8 protein-coding genes are annotated in these 13,153 nt (G+C 75.7%); 4 read left to right on the top strand and 4 right to left on the bottom strand.

All coding sequences use genetic code 11. The annotated features are described in order from the left end of the window. Window positions 1-39 precede the first annotated feature (39 nt). The 3 genes from GA0070216_RS19210 to eccCa all read right to left on the bottom strand — a co-directional run bounded on the left by GA0070216_RS19210 (window position 40) and on the right by eccCa (window position 6,336). On the bottom strand, window positions 40-837 hold the full coding sequence (locus GA0070216_RS19210; RefSeq protein ID WP_091247699.1) for a phosphatase PAP2 family protein: 798 nt from the start codon (window positions 835-837) through the stop codon (window positions 40-42). A 41-nt stretch (window positions 838-878) separates the two neighbouring features. Beyond that, window positions 879-2,276, bottom strand: a complete 1,398-nt coding sequence (gene mycP / locus GA0070216_RS19205) for a type VII secretion-associated serine protease mycosin (protein ID WP_091247697.1) — start codon at window positions 2,274-2,276, stop codon at window positions 879-881. A gap of 73 nt (window positions 2,277-2,349) precedes the next feature. Beyond that, window positions 2,350-6,336, bottom strand: coding sequence for a type VII secretion protein EccCa (eccCa, locus tag GA0070216_RS19200; protein WP_091247695.1), 3,987 nt, complete (start codon window positions 6,334-6,336; stop codon window positions 2,350-2,352). 103 nt (window positions 6,337-6,439) lie between these two features. Here eccCa and eccD point away from each other — a divergent pair, with 103 nt between their 5' ends. Further along, window positions 6,440-7,840, top strand: coding sequence for a type VII secretion integral membrane protein EccD (gene eccD / locus GA0070216_RS19195; protein WP_091247692.1), 1,401 nt, complete (start codon window positions 6,440-6,442; stop codon window positions 7,838-7,840). A gap of 134 nt (window positions 7,841-7,974) precedes the next feature. Here eccD and GA0070216_RS19190 read toward each other — a convergent pair whose 3' ends face one another. Then, entirely contained in the window at window positions 7,975-8,481 is a 507-nt protein-coding gene (locus GA0070216_RS19190) for an inorganic diphosphatase (protein ID WP_091247691.1), read from the bottom strand. Between the two features lie 651 nt (window positions 8,482-9,132). Here GA0070216_RS19190 and dacB point away from each other — a divergent pair. The 3 genes from dacB (at window position 9,133) to tilS (ending at window position 12,998) form a co-directional block, all read left to right on the top strand. Continuing rightward, window positions 9,133-10,620, top strand: a complete 1,488-nt coding sequence (gene dacB, locus GA0070216_RS19185) for a D-alanyl-D-alanine carboxypeptidase/D-alanyl-D-alanine endopeptidase (protein WP_425413171.1) — start codon at window positions 9,133-9,135, stop codon at window positions 10,618-10,620. Between the two features lie 112 nt (window positions 10,621-10,732). Beyond that, a complete protein-coding gene (locus GA0070216_RS19180) occupies window positions 10,733-11,800 on the top strand; it encodes a zinc-dependent metalloprotease (protein ID WP_091247688.1) in 1,068 nt (355 codons plus the stop codon). Between the two features lie 73 nt (window positions 11,801-11,873). Further along, the gene (tilS, locus tag GA0070216_RS19170; protein ID WP_245722588.1) at window positions 11,874-12,998 is read left to right on the top strand and encodes a tRNA lysidine(34) synthetase TilS; all 1,125 of its coding nucleotides are present in this window, start codon (window positions 11,874-11,876) and stop codon (window positions 12,996-12,998) included. Window positions 12,999-13,153: the final 155 nt, after the last annotated feature.

Below are 13,153 nucleotides of genomic sequence, written 5' to 3'. Positions count from 1 at the left end.
TGGCGGACATGGCCGCGCAGTACCCCGGCCGGTGGGCCGCTATCCGTGCGGGCCCGGCGGGCCGGCCAGTTCCGGTGCCACCCCGTCGACCGTGGCCCGGGAGGCCGGCAGTCCGGCCTGCTCCCGCCAGGTGCGGAACGCCGCCGAGGTGGCCGCCACCACCGCCATCCCCAGCAGGCAGCCGCCGAGCACGTCGCTGACCCAGTGCACGCCCAACGCCACCCGGCTCAGCCCGGTCACCCCGACCAGCAGCACGGCGGCCGTCCAGAGCAGCACCCGGGCCACCGGGCGGTCCCGGGTGAACGGCAGGAACACCAGCAGCAGCACCCCCGCCGCGAGGGTCGCGTTCAGCGCGTGCCCGGACGGGAAGGAGAACCCGGCGGCCCGGGCCACCGGATCGAGCAGCTCCGGCCGGTCCCGGCCGACGAGCAGCTTCAGCAGCGCGCCGAGCGCCCCGCCGACGACCATCGTGGTGACCACCCAGAGCGCCAGCCGGCGGGCCCGGCGGCACCACAACCACACCACCACGACCAGCGCGGCCACCCGCAGCGGACCCGGTGAGGCCAGGTGCGTCCACGCCTTCATCGCCCGTACCCACACCGGATGGTCGGCGGCGAACCGGTGCAGGGCGTCGGTCACCGCCGCGTCCAGGCCGTGCAGCGGCGGCCAGGCACCCACCACCAGCACCGCCAGCAACGCGAACGGCACCAGCAGCAGGAACGCCGCCACCGACGCCAGGGTCAACCGCAGCCCGAACGAGTGGTCCCGGTCCAGGCGGCGGTCCCGCCAGGACCGGCCCGACGGGGGTACGGAGGTGCGCGGACCGGAGGAACTCATGCGACCTGCTCTACCCACCCGTACGCGGAATCAGGCCCGGCTCAACGACCCCACAGCCGGAACCGGCGGACCATCAACGCCACCCCGGTGACCAGGGCGACCATCACGGCGACCCCGGTCCAGAGCCGGCGGGGGGCGGCATCGTCCGCACCGCCGGCCGGCTGGGCCGTCCACCGGGTGTGCTGTCGTGGCGCGGTGAAGCCGAGCGGGTCGCTGCCGGTGCCGCCGGCCCGGGCATCCTCGGCGGAGCCGGGGGCCGGGCCGAACCCGACCACCCCGGGGGAGTCGTTGTCGTCCAACGGGTTCCGGTAGACCAGCGGCACGTCGGCGGTGAGCGCGGCGACCGGGTCGACCAGGCCGTACCCGAAGCGGTCGTCCCGGCCGGTGGGGCCGATGTCCTTCGCGGTGCTCAGCAACCGGTTCACCACGTCCCCGGCGGACATCTCGGGGTAGCGGGCGCGGACCAGGGCGGCGGTCGCCGTCACCAGCGGCGCGGCGAAGCTGGTGCCCTGCACCCCCCAGTAGTTGCTCGGTGGGCGGGCCCCGACCAGGCCGGTCGCCGGGGCGGTCAGCATGGTGGCGTGACCGGTGATCGAACCGGACCAGAGGTTCTCGCTGTCGCGTTCCAGGCCGGCCACCGCGATCACCCCCGGCTCCCGCGCCGGGTACCAGACCTTCGACGTGGTGGACGTGGCGACGTTGCCGGTGCAGGCCACCACCACCACGTCCCGGGCGAACGCGTAGTCCAGCGCGGCGGCCAGGGCCGGGCTGTCGCCGCTGCCGCCCAGGGACAGGTTGATCACGCGGGCGCCGTTGTCGACCGCCCAGCGCACCCCCTTGGCGACGATCATCGCGTCGTCGTAGCGGTTCTCGTCGTCGAGCACCCGGACCGGCAGGATCCGGGCGTCCGGCGCGAGCCCGACCACCCCCCGCCGGTCGTCGCCGCGCCCGGCGATCAGGCTGGCCACCGTGGTGCCGTGCCCCACCGGGTCCGGCTCGTCGCCGCCGGCCGGGGAGACCAGATCCATGCCGGGCAGCACCTGGCCGACCAGGTCGGGGTGGGCACCGTCCACCCCGGAGTCGATCACCGCCACCGTCACGCCGCGTCCGGTCGAGGTACGCCAGGCGGTGGCCGCGTCCAACTCGTCGAGCTGGAACTGGTCGTCGCGGACCCGGTCGGCGCGGGCCCGCACCGGGGCGAAGTCGGGCTCGGTCAGTGGGGTGCCGGCGCGCGGCCCGGCCAGCGCGCCCGGTCGGCCGGCCACCGTGGAGACCGCCGACGGGGCCAGACCGGCGACCGGGGTCGTGGCGGCGGCGGGTGGTGGGGCCGTGCCCAACACGGTGACGGTGGTCGCCGCGACGCCGAGCAGCGCCCGCCCGGCGAACCGGTGCAGCGCCGTCGGGGAGCCCTGCCCAACCCTGGTCACATCGTCAGCCATTCATCACGGGACACCTGCTGCACGGAGATTACCGGTTCCCCCCGCCGACACGGCACGTTCCGGCACACCGGGATCACGGTGGCGGCAGATGGGCCAACTGCACGAGGCGTACGCCCTCGCGTCGGGTGACCAGCCGGCCACGCCCCGCCGGCAACGGACCCGGCCGGACCGCACCCACCAACTGCCCCTCGTCCGGGCTGCCACTCATCACCAGCCCGGCGGTGGACAACTCGCGCAGGCGCTGCACGATCGGCTCGTACTGGGAGCGGCCGGCGCCACCGCAGCGGCGGGCCAGCACCAGGTGCAGACCGACGTCGCGGGCCTGGGGCAGGTGCTCCTCCAGCCCGCGCAGCGGGTTCGCCGGACCGCTGGCCACCAGGTCGTAGTCGTCGACCAGGATGAACAACTCCGGACCGGACCACCAGGAGCGGTCCCGCAACTGTGCCGGGGTGACCTCCGGGCCGGGCAGCCGACCCTGCATGTAGCCGGCGACCGACTCGATCAGCTCGGTGGTGTGCGCCGCCGCCGTGCCGTACCCGATCAGGTGGTCGGTCTCGACGGTGCCGAGCAGGCTGCGCCGGTAGTCGACCAGGATCACCCGGGCCTGCTCCGGGGTGAACCGGTCGATGATCGAGGTGGCCAGCGCCCGCAGGAACGACGACTTGCCGCACTCGGCGTCGCCGAAGACCACGAAGTGCGGCTCGGTGGCGAAGTCGAGCAGCACCGGGCGCAGGTCCGCCTCGGCGATCCCGACCGGGAACGCCAGGCCGGAGCCGGCGGCGGTGTCCAGCTCGGCGTACGGCAGCACCGGCGGAAGCAACCGGACCCGGGGCGCGGCCGGCCCCGACCAGGCGTCCACCACCGCCTTGACCAGATCGGCGGTGTCCCCGCCGGCGAGCTGCGGCAGGGCGGTGAGCAGGTGCAGGCTCTGCGCGGTGATCCCCCGCCCCGCCTGCTCCGGCACCCCGGCCGCCGCCGTCCGCTTCACCACCGAGTCGGACGGGTCACCCAGGCGCAGCTCCAACCGGGACCCGAACAGGTCCCGGATGCCGGGCCGGAAGTCCAGCCAGCGCACCGCGCTCGCCACCACGTGCACCCCGTACGACAGGCCCCGGGTGGCCAGGTCGGTGATCAGGGGTTCCAGGTCGTCGTACTCGCCACGCAGGGTGGCCCAGCCGTCCACCACGAGGAACACGTCACCGAACGGGTCGACGGTGGGCTGACCGGCGTCGGCGAGCGTCCGACGCCGCTTGCGCCACGCCGCCATCGACTCCACCCCCAGCTCGGTGAAGCGGCGTTCCCGCTCGGCCAGCAGGGTGGCGATCTCCCCGACGGTACGCCGGACCACCGTCGGGTCCGCCCGGCCGGCGACCCCGCCCACGTGCGGCAGTTCCCGCAGGGCGGCCAACCCGCCGCCACCGAAGTCCAGGCAGTAGACCTGCACCTCGGTCGGCGTGTGGGTGAGCGCCAGCGCGCAGATCAGCGTCCGCAACGCGTGCGACTTACCGCTCTGCGGCGCGCCGACCACGGCCACGTGCCCGGCCGGCCCGCCCAGCGCCAACCACAGCAGGTCGCGTCGCTGCTCGTACGGCTTGTCGACGATCGCCACCGGCACCTGGAGGCCGCCGTGCAGCTCCGGGTTGGCGAAGCCCAGGCCACGCTGCGGGTCGACGCCGGGCGGACCGAGCAACTCGTCCAGGGTGGGCGCGTGCTCCAGCGGCGGCAGCCACACCTGGTGGGCCGGTGGCCCCTGCCCGGCCAGCCGGCCGACCAGCGTGTCGAGCAGGCTCTCGGTGTCCTCCTCGACGGCCGGCAGGGCCACCGGGGCGACCGGTTCCGGCACCGGCACGACGTGGGTGGAGAAGGCGAGCAGCCGGACCGCGCCGCCCGCCCCGCCGCCGGTCACCCCGCCCCGCCGCCGGACCGGGCCGGAGACGTAGGCGGCCCGGAACCGGACCAGCGGGTCGGTGCCGGCGCGCAGGTAGCCGTGCCCGGGGGAGCGGGGCAGCTCGTGGGCGTCCGGCACCCCGAGCACCGTCCGGGACTCCAGCGCCGAGAAGGTGCGCAACCCGATCCGGTACGACAGGTGGGTGTCCAACCCGCGCAGCCGCCCCTCCTCCAACCGCTGGCTGGCCAACAGCAGGTGCACGCCGAGCGACCGGCCCAGCCGGCCGATCTGTACGAACAGGTCGATGAAGTCGGGCTTGGCCGACAGCAGCTCGGAGAACTCGTCGCAGACCAGCAGCAGCGACGGCAGCGGGGCGAGCGGCGCGCCGGCCGCCCGGGCCCGTTCGTAGTCGCGCAGGCTGGCGAAGTTGCCGGCCCGGCGCAGCAGCTCCTGGCGGCGCATCAGCTCGCCGTTGATGGCGTCCACCATCCGGTCGACCAGCGGCAACGCGTCGACCAGGTTGGTGATCACGGCGGCGGTGTGCGGCAGCCGGTCGAAGGAGGCGAAGGTGGCCCCGCCCTTGAAGTCGACCAGGACGAAGTTGAGCTGCTCCGAGCTGTGCGTGGCGGCCAACGCCAGCACCAGGGTACGTAGCAGCTCCGACTTGCCGGAGCCGGTCGCGCCGATCAGCAACCCGTGCGGGCCCATCCCGTCCTGTGCCGACTCCTTGAGGTCCAGCTCGACCGCGCCACCGTCCACGCCGACGCCGATCGGCACCCGCAGCCGGTCCCGGGACGAGCGGGGCAGCCAGCCCTGGTCGGCGGTGAACCCCTCCGGGTCGCCGAGCCCGAGCAGTTCGGGGAGGCCGGGTTCGGCCCCGGGGGCGGCCTCGGTGCCCCGGCCGGCGGCGGCGAGCCGCAGCGGGGCGAGCCGTCGGGCGACCGCCTCCGCGTCGGCGACGTCCAGCCGGTCGGCGCTGCCCACCTCGGCGTGTCCCTCGGCCGACCAGGAGTGCAGGCGTCCGGCGCGCACCTCCAGCAGCAGGGCGAACCGGTCCAGCAGGCGCGGCGGCGGGGTGTCCAGGTCGAGCACGGTGACCGCGTCGATGCCGCCGTCGCCGGTCAGTTCGGTGGCGTCGGTCAGGTCGCCGCCGTCGAGGAGCACCACCACGTGCGGGCCGTCCGTGGCAGGCCCGGCAGGGCTGAACCGGGACCGGCTGGCCAGCACCTCGCCGAGCAGCCGTTCCAGCTCGACGGCGGAGCTGGTGACCAGCCGGACCGGGCCGAGCGCGTCGACCCGGGTCGGGTGGTGGGCGTGCGGCAGCCACTTCACCCACTCCCAGTGTCGACGCCGTTCCGGGCCGGCGCAGACGGCGACGAGCAACTCGTCGGGGGCGTGGAAGACGGTGAGCTGGGTGATCATCGCGCGGGCCAGCGCCTGCGCGTCGGGCGACCCGGTGCCGGGGCCGGCGTCCGCCGCCGGGCCGCCCGGCCGTCCGGTCCCACCCGGCTGCCCACCCCGGACGAAGACCCGGGCGAAGCTGCGCAGCGACAGTGCCACCGGCAGGTCCGGCACCACCGAGTACGCGTCGAGGAAGCGCCGCAGCGCCCCGGCGGTCATCGGCTCCAGTTCCTCCAGAGGGCGGGTGACCGGTGGGACCAGCGGGGTAGCCAGCGTCTGCGGCCCGACCGCGACCCGGACCACGCCGAAGTCCGGGTCGCCGGGTCGCCGCTCCCAGACCCGGTGGCTGTCCACCGTCGACCAGAGCCGGTCCGGGTCGGGATGCCGGTAGTACAGCCCGGCCCGCTGCTGCCGGGCGGTCTGCCGGACCCGTCGCCGCAGCGCGGTCAGGTGCCGCAGGTACTCCCGGCGGGCGGCCATCATCTCCGACTTCCTCGGCGTGCCGGAGGCGCTGCCCCAGGAGGTCATCAGCATCGCCACCGAGGAGAGCCCGAACATGCCGCCCACCACGTACGAGTAGGCGCCGCCGCCACGGCCGAACATCATCGCCATCGCCACCGTGCCACCCAGCATCGGCAGCACCATCAGCGCCTGCTGCCAGCGTCCGCCGGTGACCACGGGGATCTCCGGCGGGCCCTCCACGGGCAGCTCGCCGATCGGGATCTCCGGCGCGGGCCGGCGCGGTGGCCGCTTGATGACGACAGTGGACAAAAGGCACCTCCCTGTGGCGCTCGGTAACCCGAACCTGGCTCATCGTAGGTAAAGTGCGCGTCGTCCGTCAGCCACCGCTCCCGATCGATATGGAGTCCAGTCGATGACCACCGGGCTGGCCAGGGTCACCATCAGCGCCCCCGGGCGACGCGTCGACGTGGCCCTGCCGGAGCAGGTGCCGCTGGCCGAGCTGCTTCCCGAGGTGCTGCGGCACGCCGGTGCGGGGCTGGCCGACGACGGCGAGCGGCACGGCGGCTGGGTGCTGCGGCGCACCGACGGCGCGGTGCTGGTGACCGCGCAGGCGCTGCTGCCGCAGGGGGTGCGCGACGGTGAGGTGCTGCACCTGGTGCCCGCCCACGACCAGTGGCCCGAGTTGGAGTACGACGACGTGGTCGAGGCCATCGCCGACGGCGCCCGCCGCCGGGGCGTCGCCTGGTCGGCGTCGACCACCCGGGCCGCCGCGCTGGCCGGGGCGGGTGTCCCGCTCGCCGTGGGGCTGCTCGCCGTCCTGGCCGCCGGGCCGGGGCAGCCCGCCGGCTGGCCCGCGGCGGGCACGGTGGCGCTGCTGCTCACCCTCGCCGGCACGGTCGCCTCCCGGGCGTACGGCGACGGCCCGACCGGGGCCACCCTCGGTGGCTACGCCCTGCCGTACGCCGCGGCGGCGGGCGCCCTCGCGGTCAGTTCCGGGGACCCGGTCGGGGTGTTGCGGCCGCTGCCCTGGCTCGGTGCGCCCGAACTGCTCGCCGGTGCGGTGGCGCTGCTCCTGGTCGCCGTGCTGGGCCTGCTCGGCGTCGCCACCCGGTTGCGGGTCTTCGTGGCCGGTGCGACGGTCGGCGCGGTGGGTGCGCCCGCCGGCCTGGGCGGGCTGCTGCTCGCCCCGGCCGACACCGCCGCCGTGCTGCTCTGCGTGCTGGTCTTCGCCCTCGGGGCACTGCCGCTGCTGGCGATCCGGCTGGGCAAGGTGCCGCTGCCGCCGATCACCCTGCCGGACGGCCCGACGGGCGGCCCGGACGGGGTGCGGGACCTGCCGGACCGGGGCCGGGTGTACGCGGCGGTGGCCCGCAGCGAGGAGATACTGACCGGGATGCTGCTCGGGCACGCCACCCTGGTCGTCGCCGCCGTGCTGGTGCTCGCCGTCAGCGGCGGGGTCGCCGGGCGGGTGCTGGTGGCGGTCGGTGCGGCGGTGCTGCTGCTGCGTTCCCGGCTGTTCGTGGCGGTCCGGCACCGGGTGCCCCCGGTCGCCGCCGGGCTGGCCGGGTTCGCGGTGCTCGGCACGGTGCTCGCCGGCCGGTCGGGGACCCTCGGGCTGCTGGCGTTGAACGGGGGCGGGCTGCTCGTCGCACTGCTCGCCATCGCCGCCGGTACGACGTACGCCCGGCGGCCGGTCTCGCCGTACCTCGGTCGGGTGGCCGATCTGACCGACACCGTGCTGGTGGTGTCGGTGGTGCCGGTGGCCTGCGCGGTGCTGGACCTCTACGACGCCGCCCGGGGCCTGCTGGGCTGACCGCGCCCCCGGCCCGGCGGCGCGTGCGGACCGGGCGGCGGGTGACCGGGCGACGTGGCCGGCGGATGATCGGCCGGGCGGGCCACGACGAAGGCCCGGACCGCCGGGTCCGGGCCTTCGGTGGAGCTGGTGGGTCAGTGGGCGGCGCCGCCCTGCGCCTCGGCGTCCCGGGCCCGCTGGTAGGACGCGAGCACCTCGGCCTCGGCCTCGACCCGGCCGACCCAGGTCGCGCCCTCGACCGACTTGCCCGGTTCGAGATCCTTGTAGACCTCGAAGAAATGCTGGATCTCCAGCCGGTCGAACTCGCCCAGGTGGTGGATGTCGCGCAGGTGCTCCTGGCGGGGGTCCTCGTAGGGCACGCAGAGGACCTTGTCGTCGCCGCCCTTCTCGTCGGTCATCCGGAACATGCCGATGGTGCGGCAGCGGATCAGGCAGCCCGGGAAGGTCGGCTCGGGGACCAGCACCAGCGCGTCCAGCGGATCGCCGTCCTCGCCGAGGGTGCCCTCGATGAACCCGTAGTCGGCCGGGTACTGGGTCGACGTGAACAGGGTGCGGTCCAGCCGGATCCGGCCGGTCGCGTGGTCCACCTCGTACTTGTTTCGGTGACCCTTCGGGATCTCAACCGTGACGTCGAAATCCATCTCCCACGCTCCCTCGTCTGCCCACGCTGGCTGAACGGAACCACTGACGCCCCCGGTGCGGATGGAATGGCCACCCGTCGGCTCCGGACGCCGCATAGTCTTCGGACCGAAGTAGTGTCACCCAGGCGAGTTCGGCGGCGGGAGGAGGGGGTCGTGGGGAGGGAAGATTCACACTACCGCCCGGAGGGGGTTGACGGCCGGGGATCGGGCCGACCCGTGACCGGTGGGGCCACCGGCCGGGTCTCGGTGCCCGACGCGAACGTGCCCCGCCGCCCCGAGTCGGCTCCCGAGCCGTCGCCCGCTCCCGAAGCGCCGCGGGCCGCTGGTCGGGCCGCCGAGCATCCGCCGCCGCCGGCTTGGCGTCCGCCGTCGTCGGCCACCGCCGGTCGCGCGGTCGTCGGGTCCGCCCCGGTGTCGTCGCCCCCGTCCCCGCCGTCCGGCTCCGCCCCGGCCTCCGGTTCCGCGTCTGTTCCGTCCTCCGGCTCCGGGTCGGTCCCGCCGCACCGCGGCGCGGCGTCGGTCTCGTCGGTCTCCGCCCGTGGCGCTGCGGCGTCGCCTTCCACCCACCCGGTGTCGCCCGCCCACCCCGGGTCGCCCGCCCACCCCGGGCCGGTGTCACGTCCTGCGCACCCCGGGGCCGCAGCGGTCGCTGTGCCGCCGGGAGGTGGCGGCCCGCCGGTGCCCGGCGCGTCGCCGCGGCGTCGTCGACGGTGGCTGCCGGTGCTGCTGGTGGCCGTGCTGCTGGTCGGCCTCGCCGGGGCGGCGGTGGTGCTCCGTCCGGGCCCGGTCGCCGGTTGGCTGGGCGCGGACCCCACCCCGTCGGCCGCCGCGCCGCCCCCCGAGCCTGACCCGTCCCCGGTGCTCGCCGGCCCCGACGCCGCCGCCCCCGAGCCGACCCCCGCCGGGGTACGCGCCGCAGTCGAGCCGCTGACCGGTGCCGCCGCCCTGGGCAGCCGGGTCAACGTGTCGGTGGCCGACGTGGTCAGCGGCGAATCGTTGTACGCCAAGGGCGGCGACGACGGCACCGTCCCCGCCTCGGTCACCAAGCTCGCGACCGGGGTGACCGTGTTGAAGGCGCGTGGCCCCGGCTACCGGATCGCGACCCGCGCGCTCGCCGGGGCGAACCCGGGCGAGGTGGTGCTGGTCGGCGGTGGCGACCCGACGCTGGCAGTGGACAAGTCCGGCTTCTACCCCGGCGCGGCCCGGCTAGACACTCTCGCCACGCAGGTCAAGCAGGCTCTCGGTGGCACCGCCCCCACCCGGGTGGTGGTCGACTCCAGCCTCTTCCCCGGCCCGGTCCACGAGCCCGGCTGGGACGCGGACATCCCGACCGGCGGCTTCGGCGCGTCGATCACCGCGCTGATGACCGACGGCGCGCGTCGGGACCCGGTGCGGGCGCGGAAGACGTTCGCCGACAGCCACGGCGCGGCCGAGCGGTACGCCGAGCCGGACCTGGCCGCCGGCCGCTCCTTCGCCCGGCTGCTCGGCCTGCCGGAGGGCGGGGTGGTCCGGGGCACCGCCCCGGCGGCCGCCGGGGCGACGGCGAGCGGCGCCCCCACGCCCGGCACCGAGTTGGGCAAGGTCGAGTCGCTGCCGATGATCCGGCTGGTCGACATCATGATCACCGACAGTGACAACGTGATCGCCGAGGCGCTGGCCCGACAGGTCGCCCTGGCCCGCAACCAGCAGGCGTCGTTCACCGGCGGGGCGGCGGCGATGGACGAGGTGATCGGCGAGCTGGGCCTGCCGGCCGACGAGATCAGCCTTGCCGACGGCAGCGGGCTGTCCCGCAGTAACCGGATCAGCCCGTCGCTGCTCACCGACCTGATCGCGGTGGCCGGCAACGGCACGCACCCGGAGTTGACCGCGATCTTCGGCGGCCTCCCGGTGGCCGCCTGGTCGGGCACCCTCGGCACCCGGTACGAGTCGACGGACACCGCCGCCGGGGCCGGCGTGGTCCGGGCCAAGACCGGCACGCTGACCGGGGTGCACGCCATCGCCGGCCTGGTGACCACCCGCGACGGCCGGCTGCTCACCTTCGCCGTGCTCACCGACCGGGCGCCGGCCGGCGACCCGGAGGTCACCCGCGCGGCACTGGACCAGATCGCCGGCGCGCTGGCCAGCTGCGGCTGCCGCTGACCGCCCGCATGCCCTGACCTGCCCCGGCGGGCGGGGCGTGCCCTGACCTGCCACCGGGCGGCCCGTCGCGCGGAACCGGCCGGGGTGTCGCGGCGCGGGTACGGTGGGTGCCATGGCGCAGTTCGTGGACTGGGATCTGGCCGCCGCCACCGCGGGGGCGCTGAGCAAGTCGGGCCCCCGCGTGTCGTACGCGGAGGCCACCGAGGTGGTCGGCGACCTGCGCCGGCTCACCGACGAGGCGGCCGGGCACGTCGCCGACTACACGGGGCTGCGCCCGCAGGTGGGTCATCCACCGGTGCGGGTGGTGGACCGGCGCGACTGGGCGGCCACCAACATCGCCGGCCTGCGCGAGGTGATCACCCCACTGGTCAGCCGGCTCTCCGGCGACAAGCCGCCCGGCGTACTCACCGAGGCGGTCGGCTCCCGGCTCACCGGGGTGCAGGCCGGCACCGTGCTGGCGTACCTCTCCGGCCGGGTGCTCGGCCAGTACGAGGTCTTCTCCGCCGACCCGGGGCAGCTGCTGCTGGTCGCGCCGAACATCGTCGAGGTGGAGCGGAAGCTCGGGGCCGACCCGCGTGACTTCCGGCTCTGGGTCTGCCTGCACGAGGTCACCCACCGCACCCAGTTCACCGCCGTGCCGTGGATGCGGGCGTACTTCCTCGGTGAGGTGCAGGCGTTCGTGGATGCCTCACAGGGGACCGAGCATCTGGTCGAGCGGCTGCGCCGGGGGGTGTCCACGCTCTCCGACGCGGTACGGGACCCGGACGGCCGCACCAGCGTGCTGGACATCGTGCAGACCCCGGCGCAGCGGGCCGTGCTGGACCGGCTCACCGCGCTGATGACCCTGCTGGAGGGGCACGCCGAGTTCGTGATGGACGGCGTCGGTCCGCAGGTCATCCCCAGCGTGGAGCGGATCCGGGCGGGATTCAACCGCCGTCGTGAGGCGGGCAACCCGTTGGAGAAGGCGATCCGCCGGCTGCTCGGGGTGGACGTCAAGATGCGCCAGTACGCCGAGGGCCGCAAGTTCGTGCACGGCGTGGTGGAGCAGGTCGGGATGGCCGGTTTCAACAAGATCTTCGGTTCGCCGCTGACCCTGCCCCGGCTGGACGAGCTGGGTGACCCGGCCGCCTGGGTGGCCCGGGTGCACGGGCCGGCCGGCGCCACCCCGACCGCTGGCTGACCCGGTGGCCGGTCGGCCCCGATCCGTCGACCCGACCGGGGTCGGGCGGCGCGTCTCCGGTGCTCGTCCGGGGATGGCCCTCGCCCCGTCGGTGGCCGCCATCCGGGTCGCGGTACGCCGTGCGCTGGCCGGTCTGCCCGCCGAGGGGCCGGTGCTGGTGGCCTGCTCGGGTGGGGCGGACTCGCTGGCCCTCGCCGTCGCCACCGCCTTCGTGGCGTCGCGGCTCGGCCGACAGGCCGGTCTGGTGACCGTCGACCACGGGTTGCAGGCCGGCTCTGCCGAGCGCGCCGCCGCCGTCGCCGAGTGGGCCGGGCGGGCCGGGTTGGCTCCGGTCGAGGCGGTGGCGGTGACGGTGGCCGGGCGTCCCGGTGGCCCCGAGGCGGCGGCCCGGCAGGCCCGCTACCAGGCGCTGGCGGACGCCGCCCGACGGCACCGGGCCGCCGCCGTCCTGCTCGGACACACCCGCGACGACCAGGCCGAGACGGTGCTGTTGGCGCTGGCCCGGGGGGCCGGCCCGCGAGGGCTCTCCGCGATGCCCGCCCGGCGGGACCTGGCCGGGGTGCCGCTGCTGCGTCCCCTGCTCGACGTCACCCGGGCGCAGACCCGCGACGCGTGCGCGGCGCTGGGCCTGGCCCCGTGGCAGGACCCGCACAACACCGATCCGTCGTACGCGCGGGCCCGGGTCCGCGCCGACGTGCTGCCGGCACTGGTCGCCGCGCTCGGCGAAGGGGTCCTGGACAACCTGGCCCGTACGGCCCGACTGCTGGCCGCCGACACCGCCGCCCTGGATGACCTGGCCGCCGCCGCCCTCGCCGCCCCGCGTGGACCCCACAGTTCCCGGTGCGACGCGCCCCGGTCCGGGGGGCCCCTCCCTGACGGGTCGCGTACCGGCAGCCGCCCGTCCGACGAGTTGTCACCCGTCGGATGCTGGTCCGGCGGACCGCTGTTCGACGGGCTCCGGGTGCGGGACGGTGGGGGGTTGTCCGTCGTGGCGCTGGCCGGGTTGCCGGGTGCGGTACGCAGCCGGGTGCTGCATGCCTGGGCCCGGGAGTTGGGGGCCCCGCCCGGTGCGCTCTCCCACCGCCACGTCGACGCGTTGGACGCGCTGGTCACCGCGTGGCGTGGGCAGGGCGCGACGGCACTGCCGGGCGGGGTGCGCGTCTGTCGTCGGGGTGGTCGGCTGCTGCCCGTCGACTGAGTACGTCTCGGCCGGGGCGGTCGGGGTGGGGCAGGGACGGGAAGCGATGATCAGATTGCGTTTTCGCGTATCCGGGTCGGCGTGTCGTGGCTGTTCCCGCAATCTGATCATGAGGTATCGGGCTGCCCTCGCTCGCAGAACGACAGCTCGGTAGG

The sequence above is a fragment of the Micromonospora matsumotoense genome (assembly GCF_900091525.1).
In the GTDB taxonomy this organism is placed as follows: Bacteria; Actinomycetota; Actinomycetes; order Mycobacteriales; family Micromonosporaceae; genus Micromonospora; species Micromonospora matsumotoensis.
Note: the sequence above shows the minus strand (reverse complement) of the source record. Positions and strands in the feature narration are given on the sequence as shown.